Genomic DNA, 14,558 nt, shown 5'->3' with positions numbered 1-14,558 from the left:
GGCGTATCCCAAGGTTGGCACATGACCCGGCAAAAGCGCTCCCACCACAAGCTGAAACGAGCGGTCGCACCCTACCTCTATCTGTCGCCCTCGCTGCTCATAATCGGGCTTCTGATGCTGCTGCCGATGGTGACGGTGATTGCCTACTCGTTCCAGAACAGCGCGGTGCTGCGTCGTGACCCGTCCTTTGCCGGACTGAAACACTACCAGGCGATCTTTAACGATCCGGTGTTCTGGGCTTCGCTGTGGCACACGCTCTACTTCACATGCATGAGTGTCATTTTCCACATGACCATCGGCATGATCTTCGCGCTCATGCTGAACAGCGAGCGCATCAATCCGACGCTGCGCAATATCCTGCGCGTGCTCTACATTCTGCCCTGGCTGTTCACCGCGGTGATTATCGCCGTGATCTGGCGCCTCCTGCTTGAGCCGAACGGTGTCGTGAACAGCGTTCTCATGCAAATCGGCATCATCGGTTCCAAGGTCGAGTGGTTTTCCTCGCCCGAGACCGCGCTGCACGCCGTCACCTTCGCCAATATCTGGGCGGGCTACCCGCTTTTCATGGTCAGCCTGCTCGCAGGCTTGCAGGGCATTCCCAAGGATTTCTACGAGGCCGCCGATATCGACGGGGCTAAGGCCTACCAGAAGCTGATCTTCATCACGATCCCGCAGCTGATGCCGATCATCATCAGCATCTCGCTGCTCGACTTCATCTGGACCATGCAGGTCTTTCCATTGATCTGGATAACGACGGGCGGCGGTCCGATCTATTCGACCGAGGTCCTCAGCACCTACACGTACAAGCTGGCGTTTTCGAGCTACAACCTGTCGCAGGCGTCGGCAAGCGCCGTGGTCATCCTGCTGATCTCTCTCGGCCTGACGCTGTTCTACATCCGCTATCAAAAGGCTCGGTAGTCACCATGAGGAAAAGGCACACGCCGAAAGACAGGCTGATCACCGTCGCGCTGCATGTCGCGCTTGCCGCAGGGCTCTTTTTCGCGGCCTTCCCGATCTACTGGATGCTGAGCAGCTCGTTCAAGTCGAATACCGAAATCTTTGCCCTGCCACCAACCGTCCTGCCGAAGGCCTTCACGCTGGAAGCGTATGCGGCCATCCTTGGCGACCCGGTAAAGCTGCGCTTCTTCTTCAACAGCTACTTCGTGGCCGGGGCGGTGACCGTGCTGACGGTGCTGATCGCCTTGCTGGCGGCCTATGGGTTCAGCCGTTTCAATTTCCGCGGCAAGGGCAGCCTCAACACACTCATCATCAGCACGCAGACGATCCCGCCGATCACGCTTTTGATCCCCTTCTTCGGGCTTGTCGTCTCGTATGGCATCTTCGACACCTACGTCGCACTGATCCTGACTTACCTGGTGTTTACGCTGCCCTACGCGATCCTCCTGATGACGGGATATCTGAACACCTTGCCCCGCGATCTCGATGAAGCGGTGGCTGTCGACGGCGGCAGCAGCTGGACCGCACTCTGGCGGGTGATCGTCCCGATTTCACTGCCTGGTATCGTGGCGACGTCGGTCTACACCTTCCTGTTGTGCTGGAACGAATTTCTCTTTGCGCTGACGCTGACGAAGTCAACGTCCATGCGCACCGTCCCGATCGGTATCCAGCTGTTGATGGGGCAGCACGCCTTCGAATGGAACCAGATGATGGCAATGAGCGTGCTCGGCTCGCTACCGCTCTTGCTCATCTACCTCGTTGCCCAGAGGTTCTTCCTCGCCGGTATGACCGCCGGCTCGGTCAAGTAGGATGTCCCTCCCACGGAGAACTGATGGAGTAGGCCGCGCATCGAAATCGATGGATTGGACCTTCTCTGCTGGCAGGCGATATCGCCGCGGCCTCAGGCGTCGTCATAGCGCCGCTGATCGTGCTGGAGCCGTTCTTCCAGCGCCACATCATCGAAGGGCCTATGTAGGTGGAATCAAGGAATGAAAGGATGAACGTGAAAGACCTCAAAGTCGGCTGCCAGACCTTCACCTGGGAAATGCTCGGAGACCGTTTTGCCGGCGGCCCCGACGACCTGCTCAAAGCGATCGCCGATGGCGGCTATGCCGGCATCGAGATCACCGACACGATGATCGGCCGCTATGCCGGCAAGCCGGCGGAGTTCGCTGCGGCGCTGAAGACATCCGGCCTGACGCTGGTCTCCTTCGCGTTCGGTTCGGACAGCGGCTTCACACTCAAGGAGAAGATCGGCGCCGACCTCGAGACCGCCAAGCGCTGGATCGATTTCGCCGCCGCCTTTCCGGGCGCGATGGTGTCCATGGGCTCGGCCACCGTCGTGTCGGACGGTCCGCGCGACGACAAGTTCGCCATTGCGGCCGAGGTCTACAACAAGGCTGGTGAACTCGGCCGCAGGGCCGGCGTCCAGGTCGCGGTGCATCCGAGCTCGCACCACAACACGCTGCTCTACGACCGCCCCGATTGCGACCGTATCTTCGGGCTGCTCGATGCCTCGCTGGTCGGCTGGGTGCCGGACACCGGCCACATCCTGCGCGGCCACAAGGACATGGCCGACACGCTCACCACCTATCGCGATCGCATCTGCTACGTGCACCTGAAGGATGTCGATGCGAGCGGCACCTGGGCGATGCTCGGCAAGGGCGTCTGCGACACCGCGAAGGTGATCGAGATCGCCAGTGCGGCACCCAACTTCAATGGCTGGCTGGTGGTGGAGGAAGAGTCCGAGACCGCCGCCGCCGATCCGGCCGGCGCGGTCAAGACCAACCGCCAGACCATGCGCGGCTACGGAGCCTGAGACGATGATCCGCAAGAAAGACCGTCGCCTTCGTGTCGGTGTGCTCGGCTGCGGGCCGATCGCGCAGTTCGCGCATCTGGCGTCCTGCGTGAAGGCGAGCAATGCCGATCTCTATGCGATCTGCGACGCAGCACCCGATCTGCTCGCGCGTATGGGCGCGACCTACGAACCGCAGAAGATGTATGGCGACTATGACGCGATGCTCGCCGACCCTGCGCTGGAAGCGGTGATCGTCGCCACCTCGGACGCCTATCACGTGCCGATGTCGATCAAGGCGCTGGAAGCCGGCAAGCACGTGCTATGCGAAAAGCCGATCGGCGTCTCGGTCGAGGAAGGTGAAAAGCTGGCCGATGCGGTCAGGCGTTCCGGCAAGGTGCTGCAGGTCGGGCATATGAAGCGCTTCGATCCGGCGCTCGAGGCAGCGCGCGATTTCGTGCGCGAAGAGATGGGCGAGATCCTGGCGCTGAAGGCCTGGTACTGTGACTCAACCCATCGCTACACCAACACCGACGCGGTGCAGCCGCTGCCCGTCACCAGCAAGCTGGCGCGCAAGCCGGCCGGCAACCCGAAGGCGGATCCCAGACAGTATTTCATGCTGGCGCATGGCTCGCACCTCGTCGATACGGCGCGCTTCCTGTGCGGCGAGATCACCGCCGTGCGCGCCCGCCTCAACGAGAAATTCGGCGCCTATTGCTGGTTCGTCGAGACCGAGTTCGCCAATGGCGCGCTCGGCCATCTCGACCTCACCGTCGCCGTGCGCATGGACTGGCACGAGGGTTTTCAGCTCTATGGCGAGAACGGCTCGGTGATCGCGAAGACCTTCAATCCCTGGTACTTCCGGGCGAGTGAAGTCGACATTTTTCACGAGAAGGACGCCACCTCGCGAAAGCCGCTCGGCGCTGACGGCCATTTCTTCCGCCGCCAGCTCGAAAGCCTCGCTGAGACGGTGCTCGACGGCAAGCCGATGCGCGGCGCCAATGTCGACGACGGGCTCGCCTCGATCCGCGCCATGGTGGCGATCGCGCGCTCGGTCGAGAGCGGCGAACGCGTCGAGATTGCCAGCGTGACGGGAGCGGTCTGATGCAGATCGGGGTGTTCGCCAAGACCTTCCCGGGCAGCGAGCCGGCCGGCGTGCTGGCGTCGGTCCATGACGCGGGTTTTGCGGTCACCCAATTCAATCTCGCATGCGCCGGCCTGCCGTCGATGCCGGATGATGTTCCCGCAGCGGCGATCCGGGCAATCGATGCCGCAGTCGACAGCTCCGGCGTCGGTCTCGTGGCGCTGTCCGGCACCTACAACATGGCGCATCCGGACAAGCAGGTACGCGACGATGGCTTGCGTCGGCTGGCGGTGGTGATCGAAGCCGCCGCAAGGCTTTCCACGCCGCTCGTCACGCTCTGCACCGGAACGCGCAATCGTGACGACCAATGGGCGCACCATCCTGACAATGCCGATCCCTCGGCATGGACCGACATGGCGGTCGAGATGGAAAAGGCGCTCGAACTCGCCGAGCGTCACGGTGTCGATCTTGGGATCGAGCCCGAACAGGCCAACATCGTCACCTCCGCCCCTGACGCGATGCGGCTCATCGCCGAGATGGGTTCGAAGCGGCTGCGCATCGTGCTCGATCCGGCAAACCTGTTCGAACAGGCGGATACCGCGCAGGCGCGCGCCATGGTTGCGGCTGCAGTCGAGCGCACGGCAAGCCATGTCGCCATGGCCCATGCCAAGGACCGTTTCGCCGACGGCCGCTTTGCCACCGCCGGGCAAGGCGTCGTCGACTTCGCCGACTTCATCGCCCGGCTGAAGGCGACAGGTTTCGACGGGCCGTTGGTGACACATGGGCTTTCGGCCGGGGAAGCGCCCGGCGTCGCCCGTTTCCTCAAGGGGCTGCTGTGATGGCGCGCCCGACGATCCTGCTCCGCGATGGCGCCGCGCTTCGGGTTTCCGATACGGGCGACGGGCTGGCGGTCGTCTTTCAGCACGGGCTGGGTGGCGGCGAGGCGCAGGTTGCGCAGACCTTCCCCACAGGCTTTCGTCGCATCACGCTCGAATGCCGCGGCCATGGCGGCTCCGGCCTTGGCGAGCGCCGGCCATTTTCGTTCGAGATGTTCGCCGACGATGTGCTCGCGGCCGCCGACCAGGCCGGCCTCGACCGCTTCGTTGCCGGCGGCGTCTCGATGGGTGCCGCGATCGCGCTCCGCCTCGCCTGCCGCCATCCCGACCGCGTCGCCGCGGTGGTGCTGGTGCGGCCGGCGTGGAAGTTCACGGCAGCACCGGTGAACATGCAGCCTATAACCGAGGTCGCCGAACTCATCCTCGACCGTGGCGCCGAGAGCGCGCGGAGTATCTTCGCGCAATCCGAGACGGCGACGCGGCTTTACCGCGAGGCGCCCGACAACCTGTCCTCGCTGTTCGGCTATTTCGACCGGCCGGACGCCCACGCCTTTGCGCAGGTGCTCGCCAACATCGCCGCCGACAGGCCCGGGATTTCCGAGCGCGACGCCGCCGCCCTGCGCATCCCGACGCTGGCCATTGGCAACGCCAGCGACGCGGTCCACCCGCTGTCGGCCGCCTATACGCTCGCCGCAGTCATCCCCAATGCGATCTTCGCCGAGATCACCCCCAAGGCGCTCGACAGCGCCAGGCATTTCACCGAATTACACGCCGAGATCTCGGCCTTCCTTCACGCCCACTCGAACGTCCGGAGCTTCATTCCGTCATGACCAGCAAATCTCTCTCAGGCCCCGCCGCGATAGCCGCTCTGCCGCGCAACCGGCTGCTCGGCGAATTCTCGCTGTGGTCGGCCGATCTCGCCAATATGGAGCGCGACCTGAAGCGCATCGAGGCCCATGCCGATCTGCATCACGTCGACGTCGCCGACGCCCGCTTCACCCCCGGCTTGCTGTTCTTCCCGGATCTGGTGGCGCGCATCGCCAAGCTGACGGCGAAGCCGATCCATGTGCATCTGATGGTCGAGGCCGAAATCGTCGAGGCGCAGACGCGGCAGTTCATCGAGGCCGGCGCCGACCTCATCACCATCCATGCCGAGAATGGCGAGGCGGGCTTGCGCGCCGTCAAGCTGGCGCATGAGCTCGGCGCCGAGGCCGGCGTCGTGCTCAGGCTGGAGACGCCGGTCGCGGCAATCGTGCCTTTCCTGCCCGAGGTCGCGTTCGTCACGCTTCTCGGCACCTTGATCGGCGTCAAGGGCCAGAGCCTGTCCGAGCAGGCCTGCCCGCGTCTCATCGAGGCGCGCGCGCTGATCCGGAAAGCGGGCCGCGAGGCCGACATCGTGCTCGCCGCCGATGGCGGCATCCGCCATGAGACGGTGCCGCTGCTGCGCGCCGCCGGCGCCGACACCGTGGTGCTGGGCTCGCTCGCCTTCGGTGACCCTGACCTTGCGCAACGCATCGCCTGGCTGCACGGGCTGAAAGCAGCCGCCTGATGAGCACGCTTGCGCTTGCCTTCGATCTCGGCGGCACGGAGCTGCGCGGCGCGCTGGTCGAGCGCGGTGGCGACGTCGTCGCCCGCGTCTCGGCGCCGACGCTTGCCGTCGCAGGATCGGAGGCGGTGATCGGCCAAATCATCACGCTGGCGGACATGTTGCTCAAGGAGCACCCACAAGCGAAAGTCACCGGTATCGGAATGTGTGCGCCCGGCCCGCTCGACCCCAAGGCGGGCATCGTCATCGGGCCGCCGACACTGGCCGGCTGGCACAATGTGCCGCTGATCGACATCCTCAGCCGGCAGTTCGGCCTGCCGGTGCGGCTGGAGAACGACGCCAATGCGGCGGCCCTCGGCGAATGGCGCTTCGGCGCCGGCCGCGGCACCGGATCGCTGGTATTCGTGACCGTGTCGACCGGCATTGGCGGCGGCGTCATCGCCGACGGCCACATCTATCACGGCAGGCGCGGGCTGGCGGCCGAGATCGGCCACATGACCATCACCGGCGAAGGCGACCGCTGCTTCTGCGGCGCCGTCGGCTGCTTCGAGGCGGTCGCCTCCGGTACGGCGCTCGGACGCCGGGCGACACGGCTGACCGCGCCGGGCGACGGCTCGCTGCTCCGGCGGCTGTCCAACAATGGCGACGTCTCGGCGCGACACGTCGTCGAGGCCGCGCGGGCGGGTGATGCGGCGGCTCGCCCACTGGTCGAGGCCGAGGCGCGGTGGCTGGGCATCGGCTTCACCAACCTCCTGCATCTCTACTCGCCCGACCTGATCGTCATGGGCGGCGGCCTTTCCAACGGCTTCGACCTCCTGGCACCGACCATCAGGGCGACCGTCGAGCACCGCGCCATGCAAGCCTATCGCGACGTGCCGATCGTTCCGGCCGAACTTGGCGACCAGGCGGGCCTGGTCGGCGCGGCGAGCCTGATCCTATGGGAGGGCGAGCCCGGCACGGCGCTGGCGATGGTGCAGAACGAGGAGACGACAACCGGCGCCAGGGAGGCAAGCCAAGGCTGAGCTCAAGCTGCGCGGCGCGCGCAAATCCTATGGAGCCGCCGAGATCATCAGGGGTATCGACCTCGACGTCGAGGACCGCGAATTCATCGTCTTCGTCGACCCGTCCGGTTGAGGGAAGTCCACGCTGCCGCGCCTGATCGCCGGGCTGGAAAGGATCAGCGCAGGCGACCTCATGATCGACGGTGCGCGCCAACGACATCGACCCGTCCGCGCGTGGGCTGGCCATGGTGTTCCAGTCCTATGCGGCCTATCCGCATATGAGCGTGGCCGAGAATAGGGGGCTTCGCACTGAAGATCACTGGGGTGCCGCCGCAGGAGCGGGAGCGCAAGGTGAAGGAGGCGGCCGACGTATCCGGAATGGTGGCCCCTGGCCGCAGCCTGCGCTCTGCGGAGGATCGACAACGCGCGGATCGGTAGCCGTTTGCGAGAATGTCCATCTCAAGAGTCTTAAGGCGTAATCTGTAGTGCAAAGATGTCAAATGCCCACTCCCAACAATCCTCCGGCCGCGGTCAGACGCGCCCTGCGCAGGCTGGGAGCGAATATCCACGATGCCCGGCGGCGGCTCCCAATGGCGCTGGTGGCGAGCGCGCCTTTACCTCGCGCTCGACCCTGCAACGGGTCGAGGCGGGCGACACGAATGTCAGCGCCGGCATATATGCCGCCGCAATCACAGCTTCCTTTGGCTCGGAAAGACGGCGCGCGAGCGACGGATGAATCGGCCGAGTTGACAAAACCATCGTGCAGCGTCACCTCATTGCTCTCTAACAATGCTTCCGGGGGGCGGCTTTGCTTTTCTTTCGATCTCTCTGCCGTCGTGTGCTCTTGACTGTGGCCTTTTTTGCAGCACTGCCGACGATGCCGGCACTGGCATGGGCCCCGGATACTGTCATGACCTTCCAGGTGATCCGGAACTCGGACCCCGCATGTGAACCAACCTGCCCTGCGTGGATCTACGCTGCAGGTTCGATTGAAACCTCGTCCCCATCGGCTTTGCGCAAGCTGCTGAAGAGCCTCGGCGCAGTTCACCTGCCCATCGTCTTGGCATCGAACGGTGGTGACCGTCAGTCCGCCCAGGAACTCGGCAGGATCGCCAGAAAGAACAAGCTGACAATCGCTATTGGGACTTCACCCGTAGTTTGCAAAGACAAAGCCTCGGTCTGTCGCACGATGCCAGAGATTGACGGCCAGGGTCGATTCGAAGAAGCCAACTGCCTGTCTGCCTGCCCCTTGTTCCTTGCTGGTGGCGTCAAAAGGCTCAACAGCGACCGCAACTTTATCGCGGTCCACAAGGGACAAGCCGTCCTGTACTCAAATGGCGACAGGACCTTCACTCAAATAAAATCCGCCAAGAGGGTTGCCAAGGTTCTAGCCAATGCTCACCTGGAGAAGAAGCAATATCTCCGGGAAATGGGCGTAGCCGTCGCGCTGGAGGATGAGGCTTTCAAGCATGGTGGCGACGACTTTTATGAAGTCCCGATCGATCGGCAGCGCAGTTGGGGCTTGATCACCGGCTCAGTCGAAGAGTTGGATTTCACCGATCCCCACTTCTGCAAAAGACAGCCGCTCCCCGAGAATTGCGTCCCAAAACAAAATGGCCTGCCACGACGTAAGTCATGAAATGGGTGGCTTATTTCCGCGCAGCCACTCGACCGGAAGAGATCAGCCGCGTATCTCAGTCAAGCAAGCCGCCGTTACGAGGCCAACCGGCTCTTAAGCCGTTTCTCGCGGAGACGGGTGCCAGCCCGCCAGGTGCGGGCGGTTTGTCGTCCGTCGTCTGCTGGGCGATCCGTACCAGATCGCTGAGCGCCGAACGGATTTGCGGCCAGGGAAACACGGAGCATTCCACCCAGGCCTCACCCTCGCGCAACACGGCATCGAGCTTACCCGCGACGCCGGCGACAGTCGTGGCAGGCGTCGTTGAGAGCGCTTGCATCAGATCCTGCGCCCGGTTGGCAGCCTCGCGCTCAGCTCGAAGGGCCGCAGCATAGCCGCCCTCCTCCGCAGCCGTGTCCCAGCGTGCCTTATGCGCTGCGAGGTCAGCTTCGGCCTTTTCCCGGAGATCCGCTGTGTCCGGGCGCTTGCCGAGCACTTCATTGAGCGCCTCGATCGAGTGGACCGTCACATCCTCACCCTCAGGCAGGCACACGGTTGCGCAAGGAAAGCCGACCTTCGAGACAAGCCTCGTCTCCAGGCGCTGCTGCTTGCGGCAAAGCCGCTCGGTCAGCTTGTGGGTTTTCTCCCATTCCCGCCAAAGCGCCAGCGCTGGGTCAGAAGGCGCATTCGTCCTTCCGGCGTCGCCTGCGGACGCGTTACCTTCGAGTTGCCACGCTGTGGTAGCCGCGATGGTTCCGGCAAGCACTTGTCGGCGAGTGACGAAAGGCAGAGTCGTGGTATTCTCGGAATCACCCATGATCCGAGCTCCTCAGAAGCTTCGGTTGTGGTCAGCTGGATGGGATGTGCGGACATCCTGTCCAGCTATTTTTTGCACGCTAGAGCAGTGTTGGGGCTAAAGTGCACCAACGCCTGCCGCGGCCAATTCCGTCCCGCGGCGCTGGTTGATACGCACGCTACGAGATCAGGCATTGATAGAAAAAATATCAATTGGGCGCGCCGAATGTCAATAGAAAATCTATCAAAACTGCGGCAGACGGTTAGTACGCGCCAAATCAAAGCGGCGCGCGCCTTGCTTGGGTGGTCCCAGGCGGACCTGGCACGCCACTCTTCGGTGTCTGAGCCAACCATAGCTCGTCTGGAGGCCGAAGACGGCCCACTCGGGGGGCGCCCTGGAACCGCAGCGAAAATTCTCAAGGCATTGACCGATGCCGGAACAGAATTCATGCTCGAGAACGGTAGCGGACCTGGAGTGAGACTTATCAAAGCTCGCCAAAGCCCTGAGTGACCCGCGTTCGCTCCTATCGTCTACATGCGGTCAGACACGGCTCATCGCGCGAGGCCTGAACTAGCGCTGTCACTCGTTGAGGAAGTCACAGTTCATTTGCTGCGTTGTCCAGACCCATCTCACATCCCGATCCCAACGCCGCGCTTTCTGCCGAAGCTCCAGTCGATGCCGCCGCTGTCTTGCACGAGCCCGCTGATGTGCTGGCCGATGCGCTTTTCGAGCATCGGCTGCCAGGGAACGAGCTGAAGCCCGAGCCCGTTGTCCAGCATGGCAAAACGCCCGCTGGCAAGGCGGACCGAGCCAAGGAGCGTGCCGCCGACATAGTTGCCGGGCTGAACGGGCGCGTAGGTGAGGCCGCGCGCAGCGGCCATTTCCTTGCCGACGCGCGTGACCTCCTGGAGTTCCAGCGTGGCAACAAGGTCGCGCGAGAAGGTGAAGGTCCCGCTCCCCGCATCGCGTTCGGCATGGCCCATCCTGACGAGCTGGGCAGCCCGCCTGTCGAGAGCGTTATCGACGTCGAGACCAAAGCCTGACCGGACCAACGGCACCGGGCTTTTGGCCGCCAGCTCCCGGTCCAGCCAGGTGGCGCCGTCGCTGCCGACCTGTGCATCAAGATCGAACGTCGACAACACGCGGACGGAGAAGTCCCTGCCGCGGCTGCGGGCATCATAGGCGATGCCGCGCTCGGGCAAGTTTTCCGGAATGCGCCAGTGGTCGTCGTCGATGCGCTCGACATGGCCGGCCCGCCGCAGCGCTTCGAGACGGCGAACATGGAAAGGGACGAAGGCATCCGGGTCCTTGCCCTGCTCCAAAAATGTCTCGCGGATCGCCTCCAGGTGTCTGCTCGGCCGATAGATGCCATCCTCGCCGGCAACGCTGCCGATGTTGCGGTCAGCCGAACGCGGCTCTTCCTTCGGCAGGATGGGATCGAGCGCCACGATATGGCCGCGCTGAACGTCATTTAGCTTTGCCGCATCCGCGGTCTCGACATAGTGCGTGCGCCCGTCCACGCCATCGACGACGAGCGACAGACGGTCGATCATCTCGTCGCCGGCGAGCCCCTTGGCGAGCACACGGCCGACGACCGGCTCGGTGATGGTCTGCCGGTGCAGGACATATTGGGCCGCGCTCCGCTCATGGGCGAGGCCGTGCTCCTCCAGCGCCCGGTGCATGGTCTTGATGATATCGTTGCGCTCGCCAAGCGCCCGCAGCGTGCTCTCGGCCCGATCGGAAATGAACCATCGGCCGGGCTCGAGCTCGTTCGCCAGGCCGAAGTGCTCCAGTCTCTTCGCCCGATCGATCAGCAGATAGCGATTGCTGGAAATGGTGTAGCTGTCGCTGGCATTGGGACGGAGGTCGACAAGATCGTGCTCCTGCTGTTCGGCGATCAGCATGCGGTCGAGTCTTGTCAGCCGTTCTGCGTCCACCTCGTTGGCCAGCTTGCGGGCGACTTCGATCTCGCTTTGCAGCCCGAGTTCCCGTTCCACCAGCTCGGTTGCCCGATGGCGGATGCCATGGGCGATGTAGTCGCCGGCGATGTTCAGGATCTTGCCGTCGCCGGTGATGCCGCGCACCAGGATGTGGGTATGCGGATGACCGGTGTTGTGGTGGTTGACAGCGACCCAGTCGAGGCCCGTGTCAAGGTCGGCTTCCATCTGCCGCATGAGATCGCGGGTGAAGGAGCGCAGGTCTTCCATCTCGGCGGCATCCTCCGGCGCGACGATGAAGCGGAACTGATGTCGGTCACCGCGTCCGCGCTCGACGAAGTCCTTGCCGTCGGCCTCGTCCTCGAAGGCCGAGTACACCCTGCCCTTCTCGCCGTCCGTGGTCACGCCGTCGCGCTGGAGATAGCGCAGATGCGCATCGACGGCCTTGCTGGTCGTCACGAACTTTTGGGCGCGCCCGGTGGTCGCCTTCACTCGCCCCGGCAGCTTGACGACGCGCGCCTTCACCACGACGCGACGGGAGCGAAAGCGGACGCCATTGGAGTCCTGCTTCCACCCACCACCATCCTTTGGCAACCCTGCCGCCAGCTTGCCGCCGCGGCCCCGGGCGTTGAAGCGGCCACTCCCCTTTCCGTCGCTCCTGCTTGTGCCGATGCGATTGGGATTGCCGCCCTGCTTGCGGATGGCGATCTCGACCTGGCGCACAAAGGGCAGCGCGCGCGAATTGACCGGCGTGCTGCTGCGCCGCGTCCGGCCGGTACGAACCTGGAACCTGTCGCTGTCACGATCTGCCATGACGACAGGATCGGGAGTCAGATTCCGCGCTTCAAGATGGCCGGAGCGCATAGCGTGCTACGGCGCGCAAAGACTTGTTGTGGCGAAGAATGGCGGATCGCACATCGCTGCGGCACGATAGTTTTGCTTTTCAGATCAACAGAATAGTCAATAGCCGTGAACACCGCACCTCGCGTCGTTTCGCGTTGCGTCGGCGTCCGCTCGAAAAAACAATGTGCAGACAGATACTTAGGAGCGAAGCGACGGCGAGCGCCAGCTCGCTTTATCTTGCTGTCCCCCATCACCCCCACTGTCCCCCATCCTCGCACCCTTGCTGTCCCTCACCCCCCTCGGTGACCGTCCGGATCCTGCACATCTTTCGGATAGTGCAATCTCGCGACATGTGGGGTTCCTTCTTGTTGAGGAGGATCTCCGGCGGTGCCTCAACGTTCCTGGACAAGGCCAACAACTCGTACTGGTCGACGCATGTCGCGAGCTGGTATCGGGCCGTTTTGAGGCGGAGGAATAATTGCCGCCGGCGCAAGCTTTCGACGACGACTCTCGAGCCGTGGGTGCGGCATCTGGAGAGCCCGGAAGATCGGCGCAAAGGTGCGGAATATCTGCGGAAATTGCACCAGGAAACGCCGGAAAAGCGGGGCAAGAAAGGGCTGCCGAAGCGACGCAAGAGCCAGCGCCGCTACCGCTACAGCGTGCGTACGGACACCGGCCCGATTGCATTGCAGGCGTTCTGGGACACGCATGTGGAGGCGATGAACTGGAGCGGATTGGGGCTTGCCGAATATGCCGCGGCGCTCGGGCTTTCGCCCCATGCGCTGCGCAAATGGCGCGCTCGTCTCGAGGAATTCGAAGCCGAAGTGGACCGGCGATCTCTGTTGCATCCGAGTGCCCGGGCTCAATTAAGCAGCGCTGATCGCGTGCGGCGCCAATCGCTTGAGACCGCGGGTTGACGGGCGGTCGAACCGGCGTTGCTTCAGCGACGCGCAGAAGCAGGCGATCGTGCAGGAGACGGAGAAGCCCGGCGTCAGTGTGGCGGAGGTTTGCCGCCGCCATGGGATGGCCACCAGCATGCCTTCGGCTGGCGTGTCGAGTTCGGCCTGACCGCTCGCAAGGCGCCACAATTGGCAACGGTTGCACTCATCCATGGGGCGGAAACCGAACCGCCGGCACTCACTGACCTGCGCAATCTCGTGCGGCCGCCGGACGGCATGATGGCAGTCCAACTGGACGACGGGCGGCGCGTCTTTGCATCCGTCGGCAGCAATGCGGATGCAATCAAGCTGCATCTGGCAACAAGGGAGAACGCATCATGATCGTCGTTCCGGCGGGCGTGAAGGTGCATCTGGCGCTCGGTCATACCGACTGCGCAAGGGGCTCGATGGGCTCGCGGCGCCCTGGTGGCAAACGAGTTGTCAGCTGCGGGTGGCAAGTGCTTCAAAAGCACCACGCCGTTCGTCAGATATTCGTTGAGCCAGTAGGCGGCAGCCGTTCGGGCGCATGCCGGCTGCCACATCAGCAACATCCATCCTGCCGATCGGCGCGAGGCGGTGCAGCCCACTTATGAGTCCCACAAAAGGTAGGCGCGAGGGCCAATTCATGCCGGGGCGAGGACCAGGACCGCGCAACAAAGTGTCGCGACGACAATTGTTCATGGCTCAATCCTGCGACGCAGGAGCCATGATTCATGGCGCTGGCTTGCGTTGGGCTGTGCGCTTGGCGCGCGGAGAAGCGAGGGAGGAAAGCCTTCCTGCTTCCCCGACGCGATCGGCAACTTGTCTGCAGCCGGACCGAACGATCGCAGCGAAACTTGCCTGCTTGATATTTACACGGATGAGGTTTGTTGGCGGAGCAACGAATTATTTGCCTGATTGGCGAATAGACAGACTATCCGTTTTCAAAGCGCCCTTTGGACAAGAGGAAATTCGATGACCGTTTCTCCAGACCCAAGCGACCAGGCTGATCTCGTATCAATCACCGCCGACATCGTTTCCGCCTACGTTTCGAACAATCCGCTGCCGGTCGGCGAGTTGTCGAAGCTGATCGGGGATGTCTATGTCGCTTTGCAAGGGATCGGCAGACCTGTGGCTCCGATCGCGGCCAAACTGGAGCCGGCGGTGTCGATCAAGAAGTCAGTGTCACCTGATTTCGTCATATGCCTGGAAGACGGGAAAAAGTTCAAAT

General features: G+C 63.5%; 15 protein-coding genes and 2 pseudogenes. 15 read left to right on the top strand and 2 right to left on the bottom strand.

What is annotated here, in order from left to right:
• Nucleotides 1-21 precede the first annotated feature (21 nt).
• The 11 genes and pseudogenes from NKJ32_RS28020 to NKJ32_RS27970 all read left to right on the top strand — a co-directional run bounded on the left by NKJ32_RS28020 (nucleotide 22) and on the right by NKJ32_RS27970 (nucleotide 8,858).
• Nucleotides 22-918: a carbohydrate ABC transporter permease gene (locus NKJ32_RS28020; RefSeq protein ID WP_352587475.1), complete on the top strand. Its 897-nt coding sequence runs from the start codon at nucleotides 22-24 to the stop codon at nucleotides 916-918.
• Nucleotides 919-923: 5 nt separating this feature from the next.
• Nucleotides 924-1,766 (top strand): carbohydrate ABC transporter permease, encoded by an 843-nt coding sequence (locus NKJ32_RS28015; protein WP_192254565.1) that lies wholly within the window; start codon nucleotides 924-926, stop codon nucleotides 1,764-1,766.
• Nucleotides 1,767-1,954: 188 nt separating this feature from the next.
• Entirely contained in the window at nucleotides 1,955-2,776 is an 822-nt protein-coding gene (locus NKJ32_RS28010) for a sugar phosphate isomerase/epimerase family protein (protein WP_352587478.1), read from the top strand.
• Between the two features lie 4 nt (nucleotides 2,777-2,780).
• On the top strand, nucleotides 2,781-3,857 hold the full coding sequence (locus NKJ32_RS28005; protein WP_352587481.1) for a Gfo/Idh/MocA family protein: 1,077 nt from the start codon (nucleotides 2,781-2,783) through the stop codon (nucleotides 3,855-3,857).
• Complete coding sequence (locus NKJ32_RS28000) at nucleotides 3,857-4,675, top strand: sugar phosphate isomerase/epimerase family protein (RefSeq protein ID WP_352829524.1); 819 nt, start codon at nucleotides 3,857-3,859, stop codon at nucleotides 4,673-4,675. The genes NKJ32_RS28005 and NKJ32_RS28000 overlap by 1 nt, the downstream gene beginning before the upstream one ends.
• A complete protein-coding gene (locus NKJ32_RS27995; RefSeq protein ID WP_352587487.1) occupies nucleotides 4,675-5,502 on the top strand; it encodes an alpha/beta fold hydrolase in 828 nt (275 codons plus the stop codon). Before NKJ32_RS28000 ends, NKJ32_RS27995 begins: the two co-directional genes overlap by 1 nt.
• Nucleotides 5,499-6,221, top strand: coding sequence for a ribulose-phosphate 3-epimerase (locus NKJ32_RS27990; protein WP_352587490.1), 723 nt, complete (start codon nucleotides 5,499-5,501; stop codon nucleotides 6,219-6,221). The genes NKJ32_RS27995 and NKJ32_RS27990 overlap by 4 nt, the downstream gene beginning before the upstream one ends.
• Nucleotides 6,221-7,240: an ROK family protein gene (locus NKJ32_RS27985; RefSeq protein WP_352587493.1), complete on the top strand. Its 1,020-nt coding sequence runs from the start codon at nucleotides 6,221-6,223 to the stop codon at nucleotides 7,238-7,240. Before NKJ32_RS27990 ends, NKJ32_RS27985 begins: the two co-directional genes overlap by 1 nt.
• A 7-nt stretch (nucleotides 7,241-7,247) precedes the next feature.
• A pseudogene (locus NKJ32_RS27980) lies at nucleotides 7,248-7,591 on the top strand (ATP-binding cassette domain-containing protein); the annotation flags it as partial.
• A gap of 128 nt (nucleotides 7,592-7,719) precedes the next feature.
• Nucleotides 7,720-7,916: pseudogene (locus NKJ32_RS27975) on the top strand (hypothetical protein); the annotation flags it as partial.
• A gap of 213 nt (nucleotides 7,917-8,129) precedes the next feature.
• Nucleotides 8,130-8,858: a hypothetical protein gene (locus NKJ32_RS27970; RefSeq protein WP_352501421.1), complete on the top strand. Its 729-nt coding sequence runs from the start codon at nucleotides 8,130-8,132 to the stop codon at nucleotides 8,856-8,858.
• A gap of 55 nt (nucleotides 8,859-8,913) precedes the next feature.
• On the opposite strand, the gene NKJ32_RS27965 is transcribed toward NKJ32_RS27970, so the two are convergent.
• Nucleotides 8,914-9,651 carry a hypothetical protein gene (locus tag NKJ32_RS27965; RefSeq protein ID WP_352829521.1) on the bottom strand — a complete coding sequence of 246 codons (738 nt, stop codon included), beginning with the start codon at nucleotides 9,649-9,651 and terminating at the stop codon, nucleotides 8,914-8,916.
• Nucleotides 9,652-9,690: 39 nt separating this feature from the next.
• On the opposite strand from NKJ32_RS27965, the gene NKJ32_RS27960 reads away from it, so the two are divergent.
• Nucleotides 9,691-10,140 carry a helix-turn-helix domain-containing protein gene (locus NKJ32_RS27960; RefSeq protein ID WP_352829540.1) on the top strand — a complete coding sequence of 150 codons (450 nt, stop codon included), beginning with the start codon at nucleotides 9,691-9,693 and terminating at the stop codon, nucleotides 10,138-10,140.
• 119 nt (nucleotides 10,141-10,259) lie between these two features.
• Here NKJ32_RS27960 and NKJ32_RS27955 read toward each other — a convergent pair whose 3' ends face one another.
• Nucleotides 10,260-12,380, bottom strand: a complete 2,121-nt coding sequence (locus NKJ32_RS27955; RefSeq protein ID WP_352829520.1) for a DUF3363 domain-containing protein — start codon at nucleotides 12,378-12,380, stop codon at nucleotides 10,260-10,262.
• Nucleotides 12,381-12,931: 551 nt separating this feature from the next.
• On the opposite strand from NKJ32_RS27955, the gene tnpA reads away from it, so the two are divergent.
• The 3 genes from tnpA to NKJ32_RS27940 form a co-directional block, all read left to right on the top strand.
• Entirely contained in the window at nucleotides 12,932-13,327 is a 396-nt protein-coding gene (tnpA, locus tag NKJ32_RS27950; protein ID WP_352829518.1) for an IS66 family insertion sequence element accessory protein TnpA, read from the top strand.
• 90 nt (nucleotides 13,328-13,417) lie between these two features.
• On the top strand, nucleotides 13,418-13,690 hold the full coding sequence (locus tag NKJ32_RS27945) for a hypothetical protein (protein ID WP_352829543.1): 273 nt from the start codon (nucleotides 13,418-13,420) through the stop codon (nucleotides 13,688-13,690).
• Between the two features lie 612 nt (nucleotides 13,691-14,302).
• A partial coding sequence (locus NKJ32_RS27940; RefSeq protein ID WP_352829516.1) for a Ros/MucR family transcriptional regulator occupies nucleotides 14,303-14,558 on the top strand: 256 nt, incomplete at its 3' end.

The organism is Mesorhizobium sp. M0159, assembly GCF_040322295.1.
Lineage (GTDB): Bacteria > Pseudomonadota > Alphaproteobacteria > Rhizobiales > Rhizobiaceae > Mesorhizobium.
The sequence above is the reverse complement of the archived record's forward strand: the minus strand, read 5'-3'. Positions and strand labels throughout refer to the sequence as shown.